Origin of the sequence: Schaalia sp. Marseille-Q2122, assembly GCF_903645355.1 — a bacterium.
Classification (GTDB): domain Bacteria; phylum Actinomycetota; class Actinomycetes; order Actinomycetales; family Actinomycetaceae; genus Pauljensenia.
The window spans coordinates 84,257-109,461 of sequence record NZ_CAHJXR010000007.1; the positions used below are offsets into that span (position 1 = coordinate 84,257).

20 protein-coding genes, 1 tRNA gene, 1 pseudogene and 1 CRISPR repeat array (1 of these 23 cut by a window edge) are annotated in these 25,205 nt (G+C 60.5%); of the genes and pseudogenes, 21 read left to right on the forward strand and 1 reads right to left on the reverse strand.

Annotated features, from left to right (window positions below; translation table 11 throughout):
* The first annotated feature begins 47 nt into the window (after window positions 1-47).
* From HWX48_RS09055 to deoC, 12 genes and pseudogenes are all read left to right on the forward strand, one after another.
* A tRNA-Gln gene (locus tag HWX48_RS09055) sits at window positions 48-119 on the forward strand.
* Between the two features lie 58 nt (window positions 120-177).
* Complete coding sequence (locus HWX48_RS09060; RefSeq protein ID WP_175956801.1) at window positions 178-1,218, forward strand: bifunctional N-acetylglucosamine-1-phosphate uridyltransferase/glucosamine-1-phosphate acetyltransferase; 1,041 nt, start codon at window positions 178-180, stop codon at window positions 1,216-1,218.
* Between the two features lie 53 nt (window positions 1,219-1,271).
* Window positions 1,272-2,252, forward strand: a complete 981-nt coding sequence (locus HWX48_RS09065; protein WP_124872044.1) for a ribose-phosphate diphosphokinase — start codon at window positions 1,272-1,274, stop codon at window positions 2,250-2,252.
* A gap of 170 nt (window positions 2,253-2,422) precedes the next feature.
* Window positions 2,423-2,695 (forward strand): annotated as a pseudogene (locus HWX48_RS09070) (50S ribosomal protein L25); the annotation flags it as partial.
* Between the two features lie 621 nt (window positions 2,696-3,316).
* Window positions 3,317-4,414: a BMP family protein gene (locus tag HWX48_RS09075; protein ID WP_175956805.1), complete on the forward strand. Its 1,098-nt coding sequence runs from the start codon at window positions 3,317-3,319 to the stop codon at window positions 4,412-4,414.
* Window positions 4,415-4,598: 184 nt separating this feature from the next.
* Entirely contained in the window at window positions 4,599-6,152 is a 1,554-nt protein-coding gene (locus HWX48_RS09080) for an ABC transporter ATP-binding protein (protein ID WP_175956807.1), read from the forward strand.
* Window positions 6,149-7,387 (forward strand): ABC transporter permease, encoded by a 1,239-nt coding sequence (locus HWX48_RS09085; protein ID WP_254873051.1) that lies wholly within the window; start codon window positions 6,149-6,151, stop codon window positions 7,385-7,387. The genes HWX48_RS09080 and HWX48_RS09085 overlap by 4 nt, the downstream gene beginning before the upstream one ends.
* Complete coding sequence (locus HWX48_RS09090) at window positions 7,384-8,658, forward strand: ABC transporter permease (protein ID WP_175956809.1); 1,275 nt, start codon at window positions 7,384-7,386, stop codon at window positions 8,656-8,658. Before HWX48_RS09085 ends, HWX48_RS09090 begins: the two co-directional genes overlap by 4 nt.
* A 24-nt stretch (window positions 8,659-8,682) precedes the next feature.
* Window positions 8,683-9,126 carry a cytidine deaminase gene (locus HWX48_RS09095; protein ID WP_175956812.1) on the forward strand — a complete coding sequence of 148 codons (444 nt, stop codon included), beginning with the start codon at window positions 8,683-8,685 and terminating at the stop codon, window positions 9,124-9,126.
* Window positions 9,127-9,241: 115 nt separating this feature from the next.
* The gene (locus HWX48_RS09100; protein ID WP_175956814.1) at window positions 9,242-10,540 is read left to right on the forward strand and encodes a thymidine phosphorylase; all 1,299 of its coding nucleotides are present in this window, start codon (window positions 9,242-9,244) and stop codon (window positions 10,538-10,540) included.
* Window positions 10,541-10,563: 23 nt separating this feature from the next.
* Window positions 10,564-11,247, forward strand: a complete 684-nt coding sequence (locus HWX48_RS09105) for a hypothetical protein (RefSeq protein WP_175956816.1) — start codon at window positions 10,564-10,566, stop codon at window positions 11,245-11,247.
* An 81-nt stretch (window positions 11,248-11,328) separates the two neighbouring features.
* Window positions 11,329-11,979: a deoxyribose-phosphate aldolase gene (gene deoC, locus HWX48_RS09110; protein WP_175956818.1), complete on the forward strand. Its 651-nt coding sequence runs from the start codon at window positions 11,329-11,331 to the stop codon at window positions 11,977-11,979.
* A gap of 100 nt (window positions 11,980-12,079) precedes the next feature.
* On the opposite strand, the gene HWX48_RS09115 is transcribed toward deoC, so the two are convergent.
* The gene (locus HWX48_RS09115; protein ID WP_175956820.1) at window positions 12,080-12,679 is read right to left on the reverse strand and encodes a DUF559 domain-containing protein; all 600 of its coding nucleotides are present in this window, start codon (window positions 12,677-12,679) and stop codon (window positions 12,080-12,082) included.
* Between the two features lie 166 nt (window positions 12,680-12,845).
* Here HWX48_RS09115 and HWX48_RS09120 point away from each other — a divergent pair, with 166 nt between their 5' ends.
* The 9 genes from HWX48_RS09120 (at window position 12,846) to cas2e (ending at window position 23,713) form a co-directional block, all read left to right on the forward strand.
* Window positions 12,846-14,501: a dienelactone hydrolase family protein gene (locus tag HWX48_RS09120; protein WP_175956822.1), complete on the forward strand. Its 1,656-nt coding sequence runs from the start codon at window positions 12,846-12,848 to the stop codon at window positions 14,499-14,501.
* Window positions 14,502-14,598: 97 nt separating this feature from the next.
* Window positions 14,599-17,487, forward strand: coding sequence for a CRISPR-associated helicase Cas3' (cas3, locus tag HWX48_RS09125; protein ID WP_175956824.1), 2,889 nt, complete (start codon window positions 14,599-14,601; stop codon window positions 17,485-17,487).
* A complete protein-coding gene (casA, locus tag HWX48_RS09130) occupies window positions 17,480-19,162 on the forward strand; it encodes a type I-E CRISPR-associated protein Cse1/CasA (RefSeq protein WP_175956826.1) in 1,683 nt (560 codons plus the stop codon). Before cas3 ends, casA begins: the two co-directional genes overlap by 8 nt.
* Window positions 19,155-19,799 carry a type I-E CRISPR-associated protein Cse2/CasB gene (casB, locus tag HWX48_RS09135; RefSeq protein ID WP_175956828.1) on the forward strand — a complete coding sequence of 215 codons (645 nt, stop codon included), beginning with the start codon at window positions 19,155-19,157 and terminating at the stop codon, window positions 19,797-19,799. Before casA ends, casB begins: the two co-directional genes overlap by 8 nt.
* A gap of 3 nt (window positions 19,800-19,802) precedes the next feature.
* Window positions 19,803-20,927 (forward strand): type I-E CRISPR-associated protein Cas7/Cse4/CasC, encoded by a 1,125-nt coding sequence (cas7e, locus tag HWX48_RS09140; protein ID WP_175956831.1) that lies wholly within the window; start codon window positions 19,803-19,805, stop codon window positions 20,925-20,927.
* Window positions 20,924-21,640, forward strand: a complete 717-nt coding sequence (gene cas5e / locus HWX48_RS09145) for a type I-E CRISPR-associated protein Cas5/CasD (RefSeq protein WP_175956833.1) — start codon at window positions 20,924-20,926, stop codon at window positions 21,638-21,640. The genes cas7e and cas5e overlap by 4 nt, the downstream gene beginning before the upstream one ends.
* Window positions 21,641-22,372: a type I-E CRISPR-associated protein Cas6/Cse3/CasE gene (cas6e, locus tag HWX48_RS09150; protein ID WP_175956835.1), complete on the forward strand. Its 732-nt coding sequence runs from the start codon at window positions 21,641-21,643 to the stop codon at window positions 22,370-22,372. It abuts the gene before it with no gap.
* Window positions 22,373-23,302 (forward strand): type I-E CRISPR-associated endonuclease Cas1e, encoded by a 930-nt coding sequence (gene cas1e / locus HWX48_RS09155; protein ID WP_175956837.1) that lies wholly within the window; start codon window positions 22,373-22,375, stop codon window positions 23,300-23,302. It begins immediately after the preceding gene.
* A gap of 9 nt (window positions 23,303-23,311) precedes the next feature.
* Window positions 23,312-23,713 carry a type I-E CRISPR-associated endoribonuclease Cas2e gene (gene cas2e, locus HWX48_RS09160; protein WP_175956839.1) on the forward strand — a complete coding sequence of 134 codons (402 nt, stop codon included), beginning with the start codon at window positions 23,312-23,314 and terminating at the stop codon, window positions 23,711-23,713.
* An 82-nt stretch (window positions 23,714-23,795) separates the two neighbouring features.
* Window positions 23,796-25,205: a CRISPR direct-repeat array (repeat unit 28 nt; unit sequence CTCGTCCCCGCACATGCGGGGGTTACCC) (it continues 9,350 nt past the right edge of the window).

Below are 25,205 nucleotides of genomic sequence, written 5' to 3' on the forward strand. Positions count from 1 at the left end.
AGCGGGGAGACGCGGGCCCCCAAAATGTGGCACAATCGGGGGTGCCTTCCGCCTTGGTGTAATTGGCAGCACAGAGGTTTTTGGTGCCTTTAGTCAAGGTTCGAGTCCTTGGGGCGGAGCTAGTCGGGAACACGTCGATGTTTCCGCATGTCATAACATGCTTGGGGGAGGATCCCAATGTCTCGACAGGACGTATCTCGACCTACCGCCGTGATCGTGCTTGCTGCCGGTCAGGGAACGCGGATGAAGTCTGAACTCTCCAAAGTCGTTCACCCCCTTGCTGGCCTGTCCATGATCGGACATGCCCTGCGAACCGCCCAGGCCCTCACCCCCGAATATGTTGTCGCCGTCGTGCGCCACCAGCGTGAACAGGTCATGAACGAGGCCCTGCGCGTCCTTCCCAACGCGATCATCGCCGACCAAGATGAGATCCCCGGCACCGGCCGAGCCGTCCTGTGTGGCCTGGCGGAATTGCGTGAGCGTGCGGGGGAACTGAGCGGCACCGTCCTCGTCACTTCGGGCGACGTTCCCCTGCTTTCCTCTGACACCCTCGCTGAACTGGTCCGCGCCCACGCCGAGGCCGGGCATGCCGTCTCCCTCGTCTCCACCATCGTTGATGACCCCACCGGTTACGGGCGCATTATTCGCGATGAGGCGGGCAATGTCGTCGCCATCGTTGAGCAGCGTGACGCCACCCCCGAACAGGCAGCTGTCCGCGAAATCAACGCAGGAATTTACGCTTTCGATGCAGCATTCCTCTACGAGACGCTCCAAGGGGTCGGCACGAATAACGCTCAGGGTGAGGTCTACCTCACCGACGTGGTCGCTGCTGCCTCTCCCGCCGGACGCACCGCGGGTGCCCTCGTCCTTGAGGATGAATGGCAGGCGCGCGGCTGCAACGACCGCGCTCAGCTGGCAGAACTTGGTGCTGAACTCAACCGCCGTATCTGCCTGGCCCACATGCGCCAGGGCGTGAGCATTGTCGACCCCACCTCAACGTGGATTGATGTGGATGTCACCATCGGCCCTGACACGACGATCTGGCCGGGCACAATCTTGCGTGGAAACACGCACATTGAGGGGGGCAGCGAGCTTGGCCCTCACACCACTTTGACCAACGTGACGGTCGGCGCGCGCAGCGTTCTGCCGTCCCTGTGGGGTTCAAACGTGAGCCTCCCAGCCGATACCATTGGAACACCGCACTCGATCCTCGATTGATCTGTGGATAGTGGGCGAAGCAAAGAGATTGCAACAGGGGAAGGAAACGCCGCATGACCGGCTTGGTGACTAGCGGAGAAAAGCGTCTCGTTGTGGTGTCCGGACGGGCCCACCCTGAACTCGCCCGACAGGTAGGTGAAGAACTTGGCTGCGGCGTCAGCCCCACCACGGCCTACGACTTCGCCAGCTCCGAAATCTACGTGCGTTTCAACGAATCCGTGCGTGGCGCTGACGTCTTCGTCATCCAGTCCCACACGGGCCCCATCAACAAGTGGCTCATGGAGCAACTGCTGATGATCGATGCCGCTAAGCGCGCCTCCGCTAAGCGCATCACCGCCGTCGCTCCCTTCTACCCCTACGCCCGCCAGGATAAGAAGCATCAGGGCCGCGAACCGATCTCGGCACGCCTTGTGGCTGACCTGTTCAAGACCGCTGGTGCCGACCGCGTCATGAGCGTTGACCTGCATGCCTCCCAGGAGCAGGGTTTCTTTGACGGCCCCGTTGACCACCTGTGGGCCATGCCCGTGCTGGTGGATTACGTGCGTGACCACGTTGACCTCGATAAGGTCACCATGGTTTCCCCTGACGCTGGTCGTATTCGCGTGGCAGAAAAGTGGTCGCGCAAGCTCGGTGGCTGCCCCCTGGCCTTCGTGCACAAGACCCGCGATATCACCCGTCCGAATGTGTCGGTGGCAAACCGTGTTGTCGGCGATGTCGCTGGCCGCCAGTGCGTGCTCGTTGACGACATGATCGACACGGGTGGCACCATTGCCGAAGCCGTGAAGGTCCTCTACAACGAGGGCGCAGAGTCGGTCATTATCGCTGCTACTCACGGTATTCTTTCCGCGCCTGCCGCTGAGCGCCTCTCTGAGTGCGGTGCCTCAGAGGTGATCGTCACCGACACCTTGCCGATCACCGACGATAAGCGTTTCGATAACCTGACGGTCCTGTCGATTGCTCCCCTGCTCGCTTCGGCGATCAAGGAAGTATTCGAGGACGGTTCGGTGGCCTCCCTCTTTGATGGAGTGGCCTAAACCCTAGTGTTGGGGGTCGCTTTGGGCGGCCCCCACACGCTACACTCATACAGTTGCTCCGGCGAGGGCGGTAGCTTTAATGGCTATCGCCGTTATCGACAGGGCGTCTACGGACATCTCCTGGCTGCGCGCCGTTGCTGAAAACATCGATCATTTCAAGGAGATATCCCATGAGCGAAAACGTCCTCGTTGTTGAGACCCGCACCGAGTTCGGCAAGGGCGCTGCCCGCCGCGCCCGCCGCGCTGGCTTCGTCCCCGGTGTCCTCTACGGTGCAGGCGAAGAAACCCTTCACCTTGACGTTCCCGGCCACGACCTGTTCCTCATAGCTCGCTCCACCAAGGGCGCCAAGGTGGAACTGCAGCTTGACGGCAAGAAGGTTGCTGCCTTCATCAAGTCCGTTCAGGTTCACCCCGTCAGCCGCGCACTTCTGCATGTCGACTTCCAGCTCGACAAGTGAGCCCTGAGGGAACGTACCATATACGAGGTCGTTGCCGACACTGACTCTCCTGTGGGCCCAGCGTACACGCGGGGCCCACAGTCTTTTACTGTCCCGATTTTGCTGCCGTCGCTTTTTGAGGCCCAGAGGTGAAGGGCTGTGGGCTGTGGGTTGTGGCGTGGGGGCTGTTGGGTGGGGCTGTGGGCTGTTGGGTGGGGGGTCGTGACCTGGGAGTCTGGAAGGACGAGTTGTGTGACACTTGTTGCTTTGCGAAGCACTTGCGACCTTGTGTGACGGCTTTACCGGTCACGCAATGCAACAACTGCTCCATAACTCCGCCGCGAAGCAGTAACGCCCCCGATTGTGATCACTCCTCGCGAGTTCGCGGGCTTGAAGGCAGGGAGCGTGCGCACCCTTTCGCAGCTATGATTCCCTGCTCTGAGGCACCGCTTGCTGTGAAGGGCACCAGAGAATCCTTCAGATATTCAGGGATGTGAGAGTTCTCTCTTCGCAGATGTGTTGCGATTAGGAAACGAAATAGGCGTTTCCCGGAAGCCCGGATTAGCATGGTGAAACGTGCTGGGGCCGCAACCCAGCGATTCTTTTCAGAACCAAAGGAGAATCCCTGTGAAGAACTCCCTGAAGTTTGGCGCAGTTGCCGCTGCCGCCGCCCTGGCTCTCGCAGCCTGCGGTGCAGCTCCCGACGCACCCGCTTCCTCCGCCCCCGCTGCAGACGGCGCAGCTTCGGGCACCGCAGCCACCGGCACCCTCAAGGCCTGCATGGTCTCCGACGCTGGCGGTTTCGAGGACAAGTCCTTTAACCAGTCCGGTAAGGAAGGCCTGGAGAAGGCTAAGGCTGAACTCGGCGTTGAGGTTTCCTACTCCGAGTCCCACTCCGCAGCTGACTTCACCCAGAACATCGACGCTCAGATCCAGGGCGGCTGCCAGCTGGTCTTCGGCGTTGGCTTCCTCATGGCTGAGGCCATGAACGAGGCTGCCAAGGCCAACCCGGATGTCATGTTCGCCCTCGTGGACTCCGGCTTCGCTGACGCCCCCGAGAACTCCAAGGCCCTGCTGTTCAACACCGCTGAAGCCTCCTACCTGGCTGGCTACGCTGCCGCTGGCATGACCACCACCGGCAAGGTCGGCACCTTCCTTGGCATGCAGCTGCCCTCCACCGCGATCTTCGCCGACGGCTTCTCCGACGGCATCGCCAAGTACAACGAGGTCCACGGCGGCACCATCCAGCTGCTCGGCTGGGACAAGGCCAAGCAGGAAGGCATGGCCACCGGCGACTTCGAAGACACCACCAAGGGCAAGCAGTTCTCCACCCAGCTCATTGAGCAGGGCGCTGACATCATCATGCCCGTCGCTGGCCCCGTTGGCGCTGGCACCCTGGCTGCCGCTACCGAAACCGGCAAGGCTTCCGTCGTGTGGGTTGACGCTGACGGCTACCTGACCCAGCCCGAATCCGGCAAGGTCATCCTCACCTCCGTCATGAAGCAGATCGGCGCCGCCGTGTTCGACACCGTGAAGCTCGCTCAGGAAGGCAAGTGGGATTCCGCTCCCTACGTTGGCACCCTGGCCAACGGTGGCGTGGGCATCGCTCCCTTCCACGATTTCGACTCCAAGGTTTCCGCTGAGCTGAAGAAGGAGATCGAAGATCTCCAGGCTCAGATCGTTGATGGCACCATCAAGGTGGAGTCCGCTCACACCCCCAAGTGATCGGCAAATCGAGAAACTGAACACTGAAGGGCTGGGGGTGCGGAGCGCGGCTCCGCACCCCCAGCCCTTATGTGCGTTTACGTCAAAAGACATGTATCTTGTGTAGATCATTGAGCAGGGTAGTGTTGCCTGAAAGGCGAAGACGCCTGTCACTGCTTCTGAATACACATCTGTAGGAGCTACTGTGAAACTCGAACTCGAGGGGATTACAAAGGTCTTCGGCCCACTCGTGGCCAACGACCATATCGACCTCGTCGTTGAAGAAGGGCAAATCCACGCCCTACTCGGCGAAAACGGTGCCGGTAAATCAACGCTGATGAACGTCCTCTACGGCCTGTACCAGCCCGACGACGGCCGCATCCTCATTGACGGCAAACCCCAAACCTTCCGCGGTCCTGGCGACGCAGTAGCCGCCGGCATCGGCATGGTCCACCAGCACTTCATGCTGGTCCCCGTCTTCACCGTCGCCGAATCCGTCGCCCTGGGCTACGAACCCGCAGGCGTCGGCGGCATCCTCGACCACAATGCCGCCCGCGAAAAGGTCCGCGAACTCTCCGCACGCTTCGGCTTCGACATCGACCCCGACGCCCTCATCGAAGACCTTCCCGTCGGCGCCCAGCAGCGTGTCGAGATCATCAAGGCACTCTCCCGCGACGCGAAGGTCCTCATCCTCGACGAGCCCACCGCCGTGCTCACCCCGCAAGAAACCGATGAACTCATCGAAATCATGCGCGAACTCAAGGCTGCGGGCACCTCGATCGTCTTCATCACCCACAAGCTGCGTGAGGTCCGCGCCGTCGCCGACCACATCACCGTCATCCGCCGCGGCAAGGTCGTCGGCGAAGCCTCCCCGACCTCCACCGAGAAGGAACTCGCCTCCCTCATGGTCGGCCGCGCCGTCGACCTCGGCGTCGCCAAAGACCCCGCCACCCCCGGCGAACCCGTCCTGCGCTACCGCGACGTGTCCATGCTCGACGAACTCGGCCACGTCGCCCTCGACCACGTCAACCTTGACGTCCACGCCGGAGAGATCCTCTGCGTCGCCGGCGTGCAAGGCAACGGCCAGACAGAACTGTGCGAGGTCACCCTCGGCTCCCACGCGCCCAACGGCGGCCACATTGAGATCGCCGGAACAGACCTGGCCTCCCTCACCATCCGCCAGCGCCTCGAAAAGGGCCTGGGCTACGTGCCCGAAGACCGCTTCGAAGACGGCATGATCACCAGCTTCTCCATCGCGGAGAACATGATCCTCGACCAGTACTACCACGCTCCCTTCTCCGGCGGCGTCTCCATCGACCTAGGCGAAGTGGACCGCAACGCGGAGGCCCTCCGCGAAGAATTCGACGTTCGCGTCACCTCCGTTCACGACCCGATCTCGACCCTGTCGGGCGGCAATCAGCAAAAGGCGATCCTCGCCCGCGAACTCTCCCGCCCCCTGAAGGTCCTCGTCGCCTCCCAGCCCACCCGCGGCCTCGACGTTGGCTCCATCGAGTTCGTCCACTCCCGTATCGTCGCCGAACGCGACAAGGGGACGGCCGTGGTCGTCGTCTCCACCGAACTTGACGAGGTCGTCGCCCTCGCCGACCGTATCGCCGTCATGTACCGCGGCCGCATTATCGGCACCGTCCCCGCTGACACGCCCCGCGACGTCCTGGGCCTGATGATGGCCGGCGTCCCCGAGGACGAGGCACGCGAACAAGCAGCCCGCGCACACGCGGATAAGGAGGAAAACCTGTGAGCACCGCGCCAACCCTTGCCGACAAGGCGCCCGAAAAGGACGCCCCCTCCTGGGTCACCCGCTTTCTCCGCAGCTTCATGAACCCCTCGGTGGGGACCATCGCAGGCGCCATCGCCCTCGCCCTGGTCATTGGCGCGCTGATCGTCGCCATCTTCGACCCTGAAGTGCAGCGCACCGTAGGTTACCTTTTCGCTCGCCCCAGTGACTTCTTCGCTGCTTTCGGCTCTGCTTTTGGTGGCTTCTTCACCTCGCTGTTCCGCGGTGCCGTTTTCGACTGGACACAAAGCAGCGCCACCGCAGCGATCAAGCCCATTACCGACACTATGCTGCGCGCCACCCCGCTGATTATCGCGGGCCTGGCCATTGCCGTGTCCTTCACCGCTGGCCTGTTCAATATTGGTGTCCAGGGCCAGCTGATGATGGGTGCGGTTCTGGGTGGCTTCCTTGGCTTCTACCTGAATCTGCCCTACGGCCTGCACCTGCTGGTCGCCATCCTCGGCGCCATCGTGGGCGGCGCAATCTGGGGCTTCATCCCCGGTTTCCTCAAGGCCAAGCTGGGAGCCAATGAGGTGATCGTGACGATCATGCTCAACTCCGTGGCCGTCTACCTCCTGCAATACATCCTCACCACGCAGCTCTTCACCGGCCCGGGCGGCTACCCCGGCAAGTCCCAGAAGGTCGCTGAAACCGCGCAGCTGCCGCTGCTGCTGGGCTCCGGCTTCCGCCTGCACGCAGGCTTCCTGCTGGCCCTCGTGGCTGCCGTCCTCGTGTGGTGGATCCTCAAGCGCTCGACCTTCGGCTTCGAGCTGCGCGCTGCGGGCGCCAACCCGGCGGCGGCCCGCACGGCCGGTATTAACGTGCCCCGCACCCTCATGCTCACCCTCGTCCTCTCGGGCGCTCTTGCTGGCCTGGCCGGCACCGCCCCCGTGCTGGGCACGGAGAAGTTCATCTCCGGTGACGTGGCCGCCTCCTATGGTTTCGACGCCATTACCGTCGCCCTGCTGGGCAAGTCCAGCCCCCTTGGCGTGGTGCTGGCGGGCCTGCTCTTTGGTGGCCTGAACGCTGGTTCAGCCATTATGCAGTCCTCAAATATTCCCGTTGACATCGGTCAGATCACCCAGGCTGTCATTGTGTTGCTCATTGCAGCATCTGAGGCTATTCGCCTGCGCCGCGCCCAAAAGGCTGCGAACGCATCCTCTGCCTCCGCCGTGAAGAAGGAAGGAGCTGGCGCATGAGCACCGCAACACTGACAACCCCCGCAGCCCAGGCTGAGGGCATCACCACCCCCGTCCAGTGGCGCGACCCGATCGTCACCACCACTATGACGGTGCTGACCTTCATCATGGCCCTCCTGGCTTCGGGGTCCTCTCGCGTCTCCTTCGCGGGCGCCACCAGCTGGTTCGACATGGGCGACTACACCATCCCCGCCCAAATCACCGGCCTTGTCCTGGGCGTCATCGCCCTGGCCTGCACCGGCCTCGTGTGGAAGAAGGCCATGGCCCGCCAGGAAGCCTCCGGCTGGCTGGTTGGCATCGTCGGTATTGCCTTCGTCGTCACCTTCCTGCTGTGGACGGTGGCCGGCAAGGACACCTCCATGCTGCCCGTCGTCTCGCTCCTGGCCGGTGGCCTCATGTTCGCCACGCCTCTGGTGTTTGGCTCCATGTCGGGCATCGTCTGCGAACGCTCCGGCATTATTAACATCGCCATTGAAGGCCAGCTGCTGTTTGGCGCTTTCATGGCCACCATCTTCGCCTCGGCCAGCGGCAGCGTGTGGATGGGCCTCGTGGGTGCGCCTATCGCCGGCGCCCTCGTATCCGTCCTGCTGGCCCTGTTCACCATTAAGTACCGCGCGGACCATATTGTCGTCGGCGTCGTGCTGAACATGCTGGTCGTGGGCCTAACCGCCTTCTTGTTCTCCACCCTGCTGAAGAACAACCCCGGCCTCAACCAGATCATGGCCCTGCCCACCTGGGGTATCCCCGTCCTCAAGGACATCCCCGTCATTGGCCCGGTCCTGTTCAACCAGTCCCTGCACATCTACCTGATGTTCATCGTGGTCATCGCCTTGCAGTTCATGATCTTCAACTCCCGCTGGGGTCTGCGCACCCGCGCCTGCGGCGAACACCCCAAGGCCGCTGACACCGTCGGCATCAAGGTCAACCGCATCCGCTGGCAAAACGTCATCCTCGCCGGTGCGCTGGCTGGCATGGGTGGTGCCTTCTTCACCATCGGCCAGGGCCTGGCCTTCAGTAAGGACATGGCCGCCGGTAACGGCTTCATCGCCCTGGCTGCGATGATCCTGGGCCGCTGGAACCCGCGTGGTGCCCTTGCTGCCGCCCTGCTCTTTGGTTTTGCCACCAACCTGGGTGCTGTCATGCAGGTCGTGGGCTCGCCCATCCCGGCGCAGTTCCTGCTGATGACCCCCTACCTGGTGACCATCCTGGCTGTGGCAGGCTTCGTTGGCGCGGTTCGCGCCCCGGCCGCTGAAGGCAAGGCCTACCCGTGATAGATGGCCCGAAAGGAGCCTGATATGACTGACACGACCATTGGCACCTGCGCTGGCACCGAGGGCCTCGTCATTGACGAGGCCCTGTGGGCCCGCTTGCGTGAGGCAGCAAACGCCGCCGCCGCACGCGCCTACGCCCCCTACTCCAAGTACCACGTCGGCGCGGCCGCCCTCGTCAATGACGGGCGCATCGTCACCGGCTGCAATGTGGAGAACGCGGGCTTGGGCGTCACCCTCTGCGCCGAGTGCGGACTCATCTCCGACCTCGTCAATGGGGGTGGGGGTCGCCTCGTGGCGTTCCTGTGCGTTAACGGCGAGGGGGACATTATTTCCCCCTGCGGCCGCTGCCGCCAGATTCTTTTCGAGCATGGCGGCACCTCCCTGGTGCTGACCATGCCCCAAGGCGTGATGACAATGAACGAGGTCCTGCCCGGAGCCTTTGGGCCTTCGGATCTGGACAGTATGTGAGCAGGATGGGGCCCACACGCCCACTCGCCTTCCAGCCGGTCGTCGCATACGCTGAACGACGTGGCAGGGAAGGGAGTGAAAGGGCCCCTCACCTGCGGTGGGAAGGAAAAGGAAATTGAGCACTGAAGCATTTGACGCCGTTGAAATTATCGCCACCAAGCGCGACAAGCACCGCCTGAGCAATGAGCAAATTGACTGGGTGATCGACGCCTACACGCGCGGTGTTGTCGCAGACGAGCAGATGGCCGCCCTCAATATGGCGATCTTCCTCAACGGCATGGACCGGGCCGAAATCGCCCGCTGGACCCAGGCGATGATTAACTCCGGTGAACGCATGGACTTCTCCTCCCTGCCCCGCCCCACCGCCGACAAGCACTCCACCGGCGGTGTCGGCGACAAGATCACCCTGCCCCTGGCTCCCCTCGTCGCCGCTTTCGACGTGGCTGTCCCGCAACTGTCAGGCCGCGGCCTTGGCCACACCGGCGGCACCCTCGACAAGCTCGAATCCATCCCCGGATGGCAGGCATTCTTGTCCAACGAGAAGATTATGGAGATGCTGGGCGAGGGCGCAGGCGCCGTCATCTGCGCTGCCGGCGCGGGCCTGGCTCCCGCCGATAAGAAGCTCTACGCCCTGCGCGACATTACCTCCACGGTGGAGTGCGTGCCGCTGATCGCCTCGTCGATCATGTCCAAGAAGATCGCCGAGGGCACTGGCTCGCTGGTGCTGGACGTCAAGGTCGGCTCGGGTGCGTTTATGAAGGACCGTGAGCGCGCCGAGGAGCTCGCCCGCACCATGGTTGACCTGGGCACCGACGCTGGCGTGACCACCGTTGCCCTGCTCACCGACATGAACACCCCCCTGGGCTTGACCGTTGGTAATGCCCTGGAGGTGCGCGAGTCCCTGGAGGTCCTTGCTGGTGGTGGCCCCGCTGACGTTGTGGAGCTGACCCTGGCGTTGGCCCGTGAGATGCTCGCAGCCGCTGGTAAGCCCGACGCCGACGTGGAAGCCGCGTTGAAGGACGGGCGTGCGATGGACCGCTGGCGCCGCATGATCTCTGAGCAGGGCGGCGACCCCGACGCGCCCCTGCCCGTGGCTGCACATACCGAAGAGGTGCGTGCCGAAGCGGAGGGCTACATCCAGTCCATGGATGCTCTCTCGGTGGGCGTGTCGTCTTGGCGTTTGGGTGCGGGCCGCGCGCGCAAGGAAGATCCGGTGCAGGCCGAGGCCGGCATCGAAATCCTGGCTAAGCCCGGCGATTTCGTTCGCGCTGGCCAGCCGATCTTCCGCCTGCACACCCAGACCCCGGAGCGTTTCGAGCGCGCGATTGCCTCCTTGGAAGGGGCAGTGGTGTTGGGTGCGCAGGCTCCCGAGCTGCCCGCATCGGTTGTCCTCGATCGTATTGCCTCCAGCTGAGGCAACGTAGGAACACCACCTTTATGCCAGGATCACGACCGATTACGCCGCGCGAGCCCCGCGACATGCGTCCAGGCCAGCGCGACCACTACCCCGCGCAGGCCGACCCAACGACCTGCGGGATTGCCGCCCTCGCGGTGGTCAGCGCCCGCCACGCTGCACGCACCGGCGCGCCCTTCGCCACCTACCTGGGGGCCACCACGGGGGAGGCGCTCCTCGTCCAGCAAGACATGCACGAGGTCGCAGCCCGCACCGGTTTGCCCTGGCCGCAGGCTTTGGGGACCTCGCCCTGGGCGCTGGCAGCGCTAGCGAAACGCTCCACCGGCATGCGCTACCGGATCCTGCCCTGGGGGAGGCGCGCCGTCGACCTCGTCAATGAGGCTATCGACGCTGGTCACGACGCCTTCGTCTACACCGGTGGCGGTGCTTACGTGACCGGCGGCGGCCTGCTCGGTGGTGTCCTGTCGGCTGTGGCGAAGGTCGGTGTGGAGTGGGCGCCGAGGCACGTCGTGGCTGTCCTCGCCGGAGAAGCCCCGGAAGGGCAGATCGCCATCTTTGAACCCACCAGCGGTAAGGTCTTCCGTCTGGATCGTGAAGAGCTCGCCGCCTATTCCCTGGGGCAGGGCGATAAGGAACGCCTACCGCACTGGGGATACTGGAAAAGACCGCTGCTTGCCGTCGTGCCCATTGTGGACGAGGCCGCCTAAGAGGCTGGCCTGCGGTGAGCACCCGAAGAAATGAAAGCGGCGCACCCCATTGGAGGGGAGCGCCAAGAGAATGGAGAAACAATGAAGCGCGCTGAAGTCGCCGCAATGATTGACCACACCCTGCTCGCCCCTGAGGCTGTGCCCGCCGACGTTGAGGCCCTGGTCGCTGAGGGCGCCGAACTGGGCACCTTCTCTGTGTGCGTCTCTCCCAACCTCCTGCCCGTCACCGCCCCCGAGGGCCTGGCCGTGGCCTGCGTGTGTGGCTTCCCCTCCGGCGCTCACAAGTCCGAGGTGAAGGCCGCCGAGGCTGCCCGAGCTCAGGCTGATGGCGTGGACGAGGTCGACATGGTCATCAACCTGGCCCTGGCTAAGCAGGGCGACTGGGCGGGCGTCGAGGCTGACATTCGCGCCGTGCGCGAAGCCTGCCCGGACGTGCTGCTCAAGGTCATTATCGAATCCGCCGCCCTGACTGACGAAGAGATCGTCGCCGCCTGCGAGGCTTCCGAGCGTGCGGGCGCCGACTATGTCAAGACCTCCACGGGCTTCCACAAGGCTGGCGGCGCCTCCGTGCACGCCGTGCGCCTGATGCGTCAGACCGTGGGCGATCGCCTGGGCGTGAAGGCCTCCGGCGGTATCCGCGACGCCGAGACTGCGCTGGCCATGATCGAGGCTGGCGCTTCCCGCCTTGGCCTGTCGGCTTCGCGTGCGATCCTGGAGGGCTTGGAGGACTGATTTCCTCTCCTCGTGATTTTTGGTCGCACCTGGTAGTAAAAATGGGGCTGTTTTCGGCCTGATTTTTACCACCAGGTGCGACCATTTTTTCTGCTGTGCCTCAGAGGAGCCAGCTGGGAGGCTCAGAGAGGGGCGGGAAGAGGGCAGGAGCGAAGCGGTGGAGCTTGCCTGTGGTCTGGGAGGGAAACTCCAGCACTTCCTTTGCGCTGAGATGAAGAACCTGCCACCCCTGACGGGCAAGGTCAGAGGAGCGATTGAGCAGGGCTTGGTGCCGAGCTTGGGTAGAACCTTGAGCATCTTTGAGTTTTGCCAGGCCCTCAACCTCGACAATGATGCGATGCTGCGGGAACGCAAAGTCAGCATAGTAGCGACGCCCGGCACTCAGCAGAGGTAACTGCTGCTCCCATTCCCGTAACCCGCAGGCGAGCAAAGTCCACACCAGTGCCCCTTCCGCAATGGACTCACACTCGGGACGAGCATGACTGACCAGGGTGATAGCGCGTTGGCGCTCCCACAGCGTTGGAATCTCGGTGAGGTGCGCGGCTGGCAGGTAGCAGCCCTGGGTGATTTTGATGAGCTCTCCGGTGTCGATGGCTCGTCTGAAACCGCTTCGGTTGTGGCGGTCGGTGCGGATGAGTGTCCGGGCTACAGCATCAATGGGGCGAGCGCTGTGACGGTGATCGTTGTGAAAGTGACTCATCATCCCCTCCTTCCTCTCACAACAGTTTGTCGCGTTCAACGGTCGTTTCCGAGGCGGAGGCAGAAACTGTGGATAACTCGTGCGGGCAGGTTGATGTGGAAGGAGAGCCTGGCCTGTGGCAATGTTGATGCTGCTTCACCTGCTGACAATCCGCCAAGGAGCTCCCATGGTTGCATCTCTTTCTTCCCGCTCTTCTTCCCACTCTTCTTGGCGCTCTGCGCGAGGTATTGCAGCACTGGGCGCCGCCTGCGCCCTCGTGCTGGGCGCGTGCACCTCCGGGGGCGCTGATACGGCAGGGGAACCCGCAGAAGCTACGCAGTCCGAGCCGGAGATGATGGAAATTGCTGACGGGCCCCATGCCCCGGCGGACCGCACGCTGGCGGAGAGGACAGTGCGGGCGTCGGCCTCGGGAAACGAAACGATCGTGGACATCGACCTCGGGAACACGACAGCGGGGGAGTACAGCGCACCCAAACGCGGCGTCATCGTGCTGCCCAAGGCTTCCGATGCGCCAGCGCCACTGGTGGTCATTAGCCACCTGCGCGCGCCCAACTGTGCGGACGGGAGTTTCGCCTACCCATGCGCGTCCGGGGTGGAGGAGTATCGCTTCGATCGTGGCATGACCTACTTGGGCGAGGCCCTCGCCGCCCAGGGGTATGCGGTGGTCATCCCCGATCTGGGTGGCGTGTTCATTGGCGCTGACACCACCGCCCCCTACGATCAGAACGCTATGTGGAAGGAGGTCGTGGGTGGCCTCGTCGACATGGTGACAGACGCTGGGAAAGCGCGTGATGTCCTGGGCGTGACGGCACTGCCACAGGTTGATGCTTCGACGGTGGGAATGGTTGCTCATTCGCGCTCGGGCATGATGGTGGATTCCGCGCGAGAGCTGTTTGGCGAGGAAGTGCTGAAGTCTGTTTTCGCCTACGGGCCCGCCTACGACACCTTCGAACTGGAATCCATCAGCCCAGCCAGCGCGGATGTGCCCTACCTGGCCGTTGTGGGCGAACTGGATTCTGACGTGGGCCCCTCCGCAAACCTGTGGATCGGACACTACCTGCCAGAAACGCGCGAGCATCCGATCTCCGTCGTGCAGCTACCCGGACTGGGGCACATGTTCGTCAACGACGCGGCCGCGCAGGCAGGCACTGACGACCGGATTGGTTGCGATGTGCTGGCGTGCCCCGACGCCTCCGAGCATCAGCGGGTCATGCTCGAGACTGCTATCGACTGGCTGAACGCAACGCTGCGAGGCGAGGCATCCTCGCTGCCCGTGCGCGCCGATCAGTCCCTGCCCGCCACCGTTGCGGGACTGCCCGCCCGCTGGCTGGCCCACACGCCAGGGACCCTGGCCAGCGTCGATGCGTCGGAGTTTGTGGGCGCGTCAGAAGGATCGGCGAAGGTCTGCGTCCACGCTGACCCGATGAACCCCATTCAGCCGGAGAACGCCTGCCCAGAGCCCGAATCTGGTGTTGTCCAGAGCATTACCGAGGTCAACTACCTCACTGACGCTTCAGCCACTGTGGAGGTGGCGGGCGCTCGCGGCATGAGTGTGCACGTGTCGCCCTCGGGTTCGCATGAGCCCGCGGCGTCGTTGACGGTGGAGCTGAGTCTGGCTGACGGGCAGCGTTTTACCCACACGATTCCTTCCAGCGAGGCCGTCCTGGCGAATCGCGCCAGCGCTGACGGCAATGGCATCTACCACTTGGGCACCATCCGCATCCCGTTGGACGAGGCCGTCGCCGCCGGTGTAGTGACCGGCGTGCGCGTGACCTCTGACGGTGCTCCTGTGGAGCTGAAGGGCGTGGATTTCTGGAGGTGAGGGCGAGGATAAGGCCTGTCGTTCACGCAAATACGGGGTGAGAGTGTTGCAATGGTTGTGTCGAAAAGTTCAGTGAAGACATAACCAGGAGGACAGCGTGGTGCTCTCAGACCGAGCTCATAGCGTCTGGGCGAAAAGCTCGCGCGGAGACTTTGGGCGTCCAGCAATGTGGCTACCGCTCGCCTTGCATCTTGCCGACGCGATGGGGGTGGCCGAACGCTGTGCGCGAGAATGGTTTTCGGACCAGCAATGGCGTGCTTTCGAGAGACCTCTAGGTATTGACGATCCTGCGCTAGCCCGTGACGTGGCGTTGAGCGTTATTCGCTTTACCGCTGGTGTTCATGACATTGGTAAGGCGGCACCGACCTTTTCGGTGAAGGTGCCTGATCTTGATGCTGTCATGGAGGCTGCTGGGCTCACACATGGCGTTGTGGAACGAGATGACATCCGGTCGAAGAAACACGGCCTCGTCGGTGCGGTAGTTCTGAAGGAATACCTTGGAACACGCGCATGGAAACCGTGGGCGGCCTCGTCGATTGCCTCCGTTGTTGGAGGACATCATGGGGTCCCACCTTCACTGGCGGAATTGAGTAATGTTCAGCGGGAACGTTTCGTGCTCGGAGACAGCGCCTGGGTTGATGTTCGGAGGGAACTCCTCGACTGGATGTGGGAGCGTTCTGGTATTGGGGCCTTCGGTGAGCTGTTAGCGAAGGTGAAGTGGACGCAGTCCGCCCTCGTTCTTCTCGAAGGCGTGGTCATTATGGCGGACTGGATCGCATCAAATGAACGCTACTTCCCGTTGTTCAGTCTCTCGTCTCCCACACCGCGAAGTCTCATTGAGGATAGTGAGGCCCATTCGCGGCGCGTGGACCTTGGGTGGTCAGGGGTTGGGATCAGCGCCACCTGGCAGCCGACGCCTTTAGCTGACGATGCCGACGAGGCTCTTCGGCGGCGCTTTGCGCTTGATGCCTTAGCTACAGCGCGACCTTTGCAGAAGGCGGCTATCGAGGCTGCTCGGACGATGGATGTCCCGGGGATCCTCATCATTGAAGATGTCATGGGCGCAGGTAAGACGGAAGCCGGTTTACTAGCTGCGGAGATCCTGGCGCAACGTGGCGGGGCTTCTGGAATCATGATGGTTCTACCAACTCAAGCCACCACTGACGCAATGTTTGACCGCGTGAAAACATGGGTTGAGCGAGGCGAGGACGCAGAAGGAACCCATCACGGCGGAAGCATGGCTCTTATGCATGGTAAGGCTGCTCTTAACGCCTCGTATGCTGAGCTTTCTTTCCGCGGTGGACATGGCTACAGGCCGCTGCTATTTGATGACGAAGGCTCGCATGTAGATGCTCACGAGCGCGTCACCAGTGATGGCAGTGCTACGCGCTCCCCGTGGATGTCAGGGAAGAAGACGATTCTTTCTGATGTCGTTGTCGCAACCATCGACCAATTTCTCATGGTGGCGTTGAAGGCCAGGTATTTGGCTCTGCGGCATCTGGGTGTGAGCCGGAAGGTTGTCGTTCTTGATGAGGTGCATGCTGCGGATGTCTACATGCGCCGCTACCTCAAGCAGGCGCTGACGTGGTGTGCCTCCTATGGGGTGCCGGTTGTGGCCCTTTCTGCCACGCTTCCTCCGAGTGTGAGGCAAGAGCTTATGGATGCCTACCAGGAGGGTATTAAAGCTCCAGAAAAGTCCAGAATTGCGCCACCGAAGGCCTCAATCGAGACTGGATCGCCCGTTCTTTATCCTCTTCTGTCCTCTTTCACGGGAGGTGAAGCAACCTTTAAGACTTGCGCACAAGCATTCGCCTCACGAGAAGTGCAGATCCGCCACATCTCTCGTGAGGACATCCTCCCGACAACTCGTGGACTCCTGCAAGAAGGCGGATGTCTGCTCATTGTGCGCAATACTGTGAAGGAAGCGCAGCGCACCTACAGGCTGTTGAAGCAAGAGTACGGTGATGATGTTCACCTGGTTCACGCGCGATTTGTTGCTCAGGATCGCTTGGACAACGATGACTGGCTACTAGCAAGTTTTGGGAAACCGAGTCCTGAGGTTGAGCGGCCGCAGCAGGCGATCGTTGTGGCCACGCAGGTGGTGGAACAGAGCCTCGATATTGACTTCGACGCGATTATTACTGACTTAGCTCCGGTCGATTTGCTCTTCCAGCGTATAGGACGTGTTCACCGTCACGAGGGCAGGGAAAGGCCCTCGCCTATGAGGCAAGCTCAGTGTTTCGTGTTGGATGTGCCCCAGATAAACTCTGCCTCTCCCGAGGAAGCAGCTTCAACGAAGGGATATATCTATAGTTCTGCCCTGCTCCTGCGTACTGCGTGGCTACTGAGGAATCTTCCGAGACCGTTCCTGCGTATCCCTGATGATATTGCACCGATGACGGCGCAAATCTATGACCATACGGGGGCTCTTTCGTCTCAATGGCGTGAAGCGGAGGAGCGTGCTATCGAAAAGGATGAAGCAGAAACGAATAAGCGGGTGCAGGCAGCGAACGTTTTTCGACTCCGCTCCCCTCATGAGGGACGGCATGGGCTTATGGGATGGCTTGACGCAAATTCTGGTGACGATAACTGTGAGACTCAAGCGCGAGCACGTGTCCGTGACGGTGATGATTCCCTAGAGGTCATAGTGGTCGTTGATGAAGGTAGCGAAGGAGTTCCGATCTGGAGGACATTGGAATGGGTGGAACCAGCCCCTGGTGACTACCTGCCTTTGGAGGAGATTCCTCGAGAGGAAGTTGTCGACACCTTGATGCGCTCGATGGTTCGCCTACCTCCATCGTGTTCTCGCGACAGTGTGATTGAGACTGTTCTACGTGAGCTGTGGTTCCATCCTGAAGCCTGGCAGCGCGAGCCGCTCCTTGCTGGACAGTTAATTCTTCCTTTAGTTGACGGAGAAATTCTTCTCGCAGGAAAGAAATTGAGATATTCTACAGAATATGGCTTAGAGGAGGTCGAGGGTGACTGAGAAGCAGTTCAATCTAGTCGTCGAACCGTGGATCCCTGTCAGATATAGGGACGGCCGCATCGAAGAGGTCTCGCTGGAAGAACTTTTCTCGCAGGGAAAAGAAATTCAAGAGATCTGCGCTGAGGTAGCAACCATTAGTGCGGCCCTGCTCCGACTTTCTCTTGCAATCGCGTATTCAGCGTATCGAAGCCCCCTCCCAGACGGGGACCTGGAGTTGTTCTCCCGTGACGATTGGGAGGAAGCGTGGGAAGAACCAGATGCGTTGGTAGACCGGGTAACTGAGTATCTTGAGGCGCATCAGGAAAGCTTCTGGCTGTTCCATCCACAACGCCCCTTCATGCAGGTCGCTGATTTGCGCACTGCCAAAGATAGCCATGACAGTATTGCCAAACTGATTGCCGATGTTCCCGACGGGCACAGGTTTATGACCCTGCGGGATCGCGAGGGCGAATCGCGGGTTTCTTTTGCTGAGGCTGCCCAATGGCTGGTGCATGTTCATGCATGGGATACCTCAGGCATTAAATCTGGTGCTGTGGGTGATCCTCGCGTGAAGGGTGGTAAGGGATACCCGATTGGTACCGGTTGGGTTGGTCAGCTTGGCTTTGTGTTTATTGAGGGTAAGAGCTTCATTGAGACTCTTCTGCGAAATCTCATTCCCCACGATGCCTATGCTGAATTGGGTATCCCGCTTGAGTATCCGTTCCCTCACAAAGATCTGCCGCCCTGGGAGAGGGAGGCGGACACTGAGCGCCAGCGAGGCTCCGATACGGTGGAGCCTGAACCAGCTGGCGTTATCGAGCTCTACACATGGCAGAGCCGAAGAGTCCGTCTCATTCCAGAAGGTAACGAAGTCACCGGTGTGCTTCTATCTCAAGGAGACAAGATCACGCCCCAGAACAGAAACCTCATTGAGCCGATGAGTCTGTGGCGTTATTCGGACCCTCAGACCAAGAAACTGGGCTACCACACCTACATGCCCAAGATGCACGACCCGTCCCGGGCTCTGTGGCGTGGCTTGAATGCTCTTCTCATTGGCATGAGTGACACCGTGAAAGGCAAGGGGGGAGCGGACGTCCCGCAGTACTTGCCTGCTGCGGTTCTTGCGTGGAACTCCGTACTGGTGTTTGAGGGAAGTGTTTCTTTAGAGGAGTACACCCCTGTTCGTGCGATCGGTATTGAATACGGTGCCCAGTCAGCCTCGTATGGACATCTCTACGATGATCGGGTCGTGCTTCCGGGGGTTCTGTTTGCCGAAGACCAGGGAGAGCATCGAGCCCTTGTGAAGAAGGTCCTTTCTGTGACCGATGAAGTAGTGACGGCCTTGGCACATTTCGCAGGGAATATTGTCAGAGCCTCAGCTCAGCATGTGGATCCCGAAACCGTTAAGACTGCCGAGGCACGCGAACGAGAACTGTGCTATTTCATGCTGGATCGCTCATTCCGCCAGTGGTTGCTCGGCCTCAACGAGGATCTTGATGAGCAGCGTGCACGGTGGCGTCAAGAACTCGAAAAAACAGTACGGGAACGTAAAACGATGCTCAGTGATGGAGCAAGTCAACGCGCGTTTATCGGGACTGAAACGATGAGCTTGGGGTCGGCTTTGTTCTTCCTTGAAAGAGCGACCAACACAGCGTTATCAGCCTTTAGCGCTAAGGAGGAAAGGGTAGATGGCTGAAGAAGGGAAAGAAGGAGCGCTTTTGAGCGCGAATCAACGTTCACGGCGTTTGGGGCACCTTGTGGTGGGACGTATCCGCGTGCTACACGAGGCAAAGGCTGCCAACAGTTCCACTGCGAAAGGCAAACTTGCGGTGTTGAGGCGCTCTGTGTACAGCTCTCCAGGTGTGATACCTGAGCTATGGGAACTGGACAGTGTCACGGATGACCTGCAACCCAGTTTCGTGGGGGACGCGCCAACAGCAGCAGAAGAGAGCGTCCATACAGCCCTATGTCTGTACGCCCGCCACGAACAGGGCAAAAGTGAGTGCATGCATAAAGAAGGAATTCCCTTCGCGCAGGCAACATACAAGTTGGCACATGCAGTAGGTGGAGAGGAGACTGCGGGAGTACGGTCTCGCCTTAATGCTGCGGCCACAGCGGTTTCTTTCCAGGAATTCGTTCGGCATATCGCCAGCCTCATCTCGATGCTGCGTGGAGCGAATATAGCGTTCGACTACGCGGAACTCACCAGTGACCTTTATCAGTTCCATACTCCAACAGGGCAAGACGCCGTGCGACGCCGCTGGGCACGTGCGTACCGCCCTCTTCCCAAAGACAACGACAGCAATCCAACCGCAGAGACTCAAGGAGCCTAGCTAATGTTTATTGATATCAGTGTCATCCAACCTCTTCCGTCGTCTAATCCGAACCGTGACGATACGGGTAGCCCTAAGAGCGCAGTTTTTGGTGGTGTCCGTCGCCATAGGGTTTCCTCTCAAGCGTGGAAGCGAGCGGTGAGGACGAGATTTGACCAGGAAATCGACCATGCTTACCTGGGGGTTCGGACTAAGCGCGCGGTGGAATTGGTCGCGCAAAAGATTGAAGAGCTAGCGCCAGATCTTGCAGATGATGCGGCCAGCATGGCCGAAAGTGTGTTCAGCGTTGCAGGGATCAAAGTCGAGACTCCCAAGGTGAAAAAGGACGAGGATCCTGCAAAATACAAGCAGGTCACGTACTTGTTTTTCCTCTCTAATGCGCAGATTGAAGCGGTAGCTCAGCTTGCTATCGACAAGAAACAGAGTGGGGAGAAGCTTTCAAAGAAGGAAGCTCAGAGTGTCATTGACGGGCGCAATTCAATCGACCTTGCATTGTTTGGTCGAATGGTGGCTGATGACCCTTCGCTCAACGTTGATGCGTCCTGCCAGGTCGCTCATGCAATCTCGACTCATGCAGTGGAAACCGAGTTTGATTACTTCACGGCAGTTGATGACCAGAAACGCCTTGATGATAGCGCGGATGCCGGCGCCGGAATGATCGGCACCGTTGAGTTTGTGTCATCCTGCCTCTACCGTTATGCCACCATTAACGTGAAACAGCTCCTTGAGAACCTCGAGGATGAGCAGGACGTGCGTGTTGCGATTGAGGCCTTCGTGCGAGCTTTCGTCATGAGTATGCCCTCAGGCAAGGCAAATACTTTCGCCAATCACTCCTTGCCTTCTGGGGTTTATGTCGCTTTGCGTGATGATCAGCCAATTTCCTTGGCAGCGGCTTTTGAAAAGCCGGTGCGTCCAGGCCCGGGCTATGGGTATGTTGAGGGCTCTGCGCAAGCCCTAGTGGATTATGCGCAGGCTCTCTACGCAGCGTATGACGCTCCAGATAAGCAGTATGTTTGTGTCGCTGATCAAGCAGCGTCCTGCCTGGAGACTCTGGGTGAAAAGGTTGCCCTTAAGGATCTTGCAAAGGCGGTGGCTGAAGCCTCTTTGCCAAGAAGTGAGCAAGCGTGAGCACCCTGATTCTGAGGCTTGCGGCACCGATGCAATCATGGGGTGATTCCTCGCGATTCACCGTGCGACAAACGCGTCGGGAGCCGACAAAGTCAGGCATCATCGGGCTTATCGCGGCTGCTCAGGGTCGTCGACGGAGCGATTCGATTGAAGATCTTCTCAATCTCAAACTCGCAGTTCGCGTTGACCAACCTGGCACCCTTCTGCGCGATTTCCACACTGCTCGCAAGGCGAGCGGGGAATCGATGCCACTGACGTATCGGTATTACCTTTCTGACGCTGTTTTCGTCGCTGCAATCGAGGGCGAGCGTGACGTCGTGGAAGGCATAGCTGAGAGTCTGCGGCGGCCTCGTCATCCGCTCTATCTTGGTCGGCGCTCATGTCCGCCGAGTGCGCCCCTAGTGCTGAAGATTGTCGAACTCTCGGCACTTGCAGCGCTGAAGAGCGATGAGGTGCCTTGGCAAGCTGCTGATTGGTTCAGGAAGCGCTGCGAGAAAACAGGGTACGCGGCTGATCTCGTTTTCGATCTCAGTGATGAGTCTCAAGGTGACCCCACCGTGATGACCGATGTTGTCCAGGACTGTCCAGTTACCTTCGATCAGCGTCATCGTGAGTACACATGGCGAAACGTCGGACGTTCTCAGGTGGTTCTACGTGAGCGTGCCGAGAAGCTGACAACGCATGATCCGATGAGTGTCATGGAGGGAAAGTAAGTGTATTTGAGTCGTTGCGAAATCAACCCAAATAGACGAGGCGCCAAGCATCTACTGGGTAACCCCCAGGCCATGCATGCAGCTGTGCTGGCATGCTTTCCTCGCTCCCTGTCAGCAGAAAACGGTCGAGTCCTCTGGAGGGTTGACCATAGCGAGAATGGCGTTTTTCTGTATGTGACTTCTCAGCTTGAGCCAGATTTCACTGTCATTCAAGAGCAAGCAGGTTGGCTTGATGCTCGAACGGCAGTGGCGAAGTCTTACGACCGTTTTCTGGACTCTTTGCAGGATGGACAGTTCTTCCACTTTCGCCTCTCTGCCAACCCAGTGTGGAGTGTTCCCAAAAGGGTGCGGAATGCTCCTCACGAGGAGCCCAGAGGGAAGGTGAAGGCTCATGTCACCACAACCCAACAGGAGAATTGGCTTATCCAGCGTGCGCCCAATCTTGGGTTCGAAATCTGTGTCAACTCCGAAGGCTTAGACGGTGACATCACGCTTGCCGATGAGGAAGTTCCTCGCGTGCTGAGCGTGGTGGGAAATCGAACATGGACTTTCACCAAGGGCAGGGAGGAGGAGCGCCGGAGAGTCACCCTTCAGATGGTGACCTTCGAAGGGGTTCTTCAGGTCACTGATGCTGATCGTTTGCGTGAAACGCTCGTGAATGGAATCGGACGAGGGAAAGCTTATGGGTGTGGCTTACTGACCCTTGTCCCCTTCACTGGGGGCCGCGTGTAGATGTCGACTTCGTTGCCGCTGGAACGTGATGCACTACCGCGTGTGCGCGATCGCCTTTCCTTCGTTTATGTTGAACATTGCATCGTGCACCGTGACTCGAACGCGTTGACGATGCGTGATCAAGAAGGAGTGGTTCATGTTCCAGCGGCGGCGCTGTCGGTTCTTCTTCTGGGGCCTGGGAGCACCGTCAGTCATCAAGCCATCGCTCTTATGGCCGAGTGTGGGGTGAGCTGTGTGTGGGTGGGGGAAAACGGTGTGCGCTATTACGCTCATGGTCGTTCTCTTGCTCAATCCACGCGTCTACTTGTTGCACAAGCAAGACTGGTTTCTCATGAGCGGGAGCGTTTACGCGTCGCTCGTGAAATGTACGCAATGCGCTTTCCTGGCGAAGATGTCACGGGGCTGACGATGAGGCAACTCCGAGGCCGGGAGGGCGCTCGGATGAGGGATGTCTATCGAGCGAACGCGCAACGAACCAGCGTTCGGTGGGCAAGCCGACAGTACAACCCCACTGATTTCGACGATTCCGATCCGATTAATCAAGCACTCTCAGCAGCTAACGCCTCGTTATATGGCATTGTCCACGCAGTGATTGTTTCTTTGGGCTGTTCCCCAGGCTTAGGTTTCATTCATGCGGGGCACGAACGTTCATTTGTGTATGACATTGCGGATCTATACAAAGCGGATACGTCCATTCCTGCGGCTTTTGATGTGGTTAGAGATACAGGCACTGAGGTTACCGCTGCAGCTAGACACCGGATCCGGGATCTCCTCTTCGAACAAAAAATCATCCAAAGATGTGTCGCGGATGTGAAGTCGTTGCTAGGAGAAGACCTGTCTGATGATGATCCTTCAGAGACTCAAGTCGCCTCATTGTGGGACGTACGTGCTGGAGCAATTGAGGGTGGCAAAAACTACGCAGAAGAGTGAGGTAGCCCGGTGTTGGTTTTAGTAACCTCAGCCGCTCCACCCGGATTGCGAGGGGAACTTACCCGCTGGCTTCTTGAGATTGCGCCAGGGGTTTACGTGGGGCATCTGTCTGCACGAGTGCGTGAGAAAGTCTGGGAATTGACTCAGGCGAACATACGCAACGGCCGGGCAATTATGGTTATCCCCGCGCGTAATGAGCAACGCTTGGAATTTCTGACATGCGGTGATGCCTGGGAACCCGTGACCTTTGACGGACTCAAGCTGGTCAGACGGCGAGAAAAGACCAGCGGCCAAAGGTCCGAAGAATCTGCTACATCCCGTAATTCGACCACACGGAGAGACACTGCTTGGTCGATTGCGGGCCGAAGACGGCACTTTCGAACTGGCATTGAGCGGCGCCCGAGTTCATGAGAAATTGGGTGTCATTTAGCCAAGTTGGCAAAACTCGCTGCTAACCTGGCGAGAGAAGGTTGGAATTCTAGGCTTTTTTAGTCTCGTCCCCGCACATGCGGGGGTTACCCGCCGCGTTGAGCTTTGCGGTTGCGTCGGTCGGCCTCGTCCCCGCACATGCGGGGGTTACCCGACTACCCGGAACTTCCTGAGCAGGTGTGGGCTCTCGTCCCCGCACATGCGGGGGTTACCCGCCTGCGGGGATGACACCGATGTTGGAGTGTTGCTCGTCCCCGCACATGCGGGGGTTACCCGAAGCCTCGCCGCGTCGCCTGCGAGTTGAGCGTCTCGTCCCCGCACATGCGGGGGTTACCCGCGGTTGCTCGGTAAGACCGACTGGACCCTCGACTCGTCCCCGCACATGCGGGGGTTACCCGACCTACCAATCACCGCGTACAGGCGCGGATAGCTCGTCCCCGCACATGCGGGGGTTACCCGAACGCGGAATTGCTCGGCCGCGAATGGAACCACTCGTCCCCGCACATGCGGGGGTTACCCGGTCTGGACCTCGCGCACGTAGTCGACATCGTACTCGTCCCCGCACATGCGGGGGTTACCCGACTTGTTGGGTTGGTCGTTGCGGGTACACGGCCTCGTCCCCGCACATGCGGGGGTTACCCGGTTTAGCGCGGCTTTGATGATACCGCCGATAGCTCGTCCCCGCACATGCGGGGGTTACCCGAAGGGCGATCGCCCTGCTCATAGGTCTGATCGCTCGTCCCCGCACATGCGGGGGTTACCCGCCGTCAATGATGAGCCGACCGTTATCGGTGAGCTCGTCCCCGCACATGCGGGGGTTACCCGTGCTCAGCCTCCAAGCCCACTTCCCGGTCCGTCTCGTCCCCGCACATGCGGGGGTTACCCGTCACCGTCCACATGTACGCCTGGTCAAGCGAGCTCGTCCCCGCACATGCGGGGGTTACCCTGCCAAACATTCTCGCAATGGTCTTTGCATCAACTCGTCCCCGCACATGCGGGGGTTACCCGTGGGTCTCCCGTGGCTTGGTCGCGTCTGTCAACTCGTCCCCGCACATGCGGGGGTTACCCTGACCGAGGCTCTAGCGGCGCTGGGCGGACTGCCTCGTCCCCGCACATGCGGGGGTTACCCTGGGCGACTGCTCATGAGGCCCGTGTTGAGTTCCTCGTCCCCGCACATGCGGGGGTTACCCGGACCGACATGTCAAACAACCGTAACCGTAACCCTCGTCCCCGCACATGCGGGGGTTACCCGGAATCCCCCGGCGCGCCCTTCCGCCTCCAAGACTCGTCCCCGCACATGCGGGGGTTACCCGACGTAGGCGGTGGCGCCGAGTAGGAACATGAACTCGTCCCCGCACATGCGGGGGTTACCCGCCATCCGAGAAGTGATTGACTGGATCGACTGGCTCGTCCCCGCACATGCGGGGGTTACCCGTGAGCAACGCTTCTCGACCTCAAGCTGATCAGCTCGTCC

Excerpts from the sequence above, each read along its gene's own strand:
- HWX48_RS09120 (WP_175956822.1), top strand. The coding sequence starts at position 12,846 with ATGGTTGCATCTCTTTCTTCCCGCTCTTCTTCCCACTCTTCTTGGCGC.
- HWX48_RS09095 (WP_175956812.1), top strand. The coding sequence starts at position 8,683 with ATGACTGACACGACCATTGGCACCTGCGCTGGCACCGAGGGCCTCGTC.
- casB (WP_175956828.1), top strand. The coding sequence starts at position 19,155 with ATGGCTGAAGAAGGGAAAGAAGGAGCGCTTTTGAGCGCGAATCAACGT.
- HWX48_RS09115 (WP_175956820.1), bottom strand. The coding sequence starts at position 12,679 with ATGAGTCACTTTCACAACGATCACCGTCACAGCGCTCGCCCCATTGAT.
- cas7e (WP_175956831.1), top strand. The coding sequence starts at position 19,803 with ATGTTTATTGATATCAGTGTCATCCAACCTCTTCCGTCGTCTAATCCG.
- HWX48_RS09065 (WP_124872044.1), top strand. The coding sequence starts at position 1,272 with ATGACCGGCTTGGTGACTAGCGGAGAAAAGCGTCTCGTTGTGGTGTCC.
- HWX48_RS09060 (WP_175956801.1), top strand. The coding sequence starts at position 178 with ATGTCTCGACAGGACGTATCTCGACCTACCGCCGTGATCGTGCTTGCT.
- HWX48_RS09090 (WP_175956809.1), top strand. The coding sequence starts at position 7,384 with ATGAGCACCGCAACACTGACAACCCCCGCAGCCCAGGCTGAGGGCATC.
- deoC (WP_175956818.1), top strand. The coding sequence starts at position 11,329 with ATGAAGCGCGCTGAAGTCGCCGCAATGATTGACCACACCCTGCTCGCC.
- HWX48_RS09105 (WP_175956816.1), top strand. The coding sequence starts at position 10,564 with ATGCCAGGATCACGACCGATTACGCCGCGCGAGCCCCGCGACATGCGT.
- cas1e (WP_175956837.1), top strand. The coding sequence starts at position 22,373 with ATGTCGACTTCGTTGCCGCTGGAACGTGATGCACTACCGCGTGTGCGC.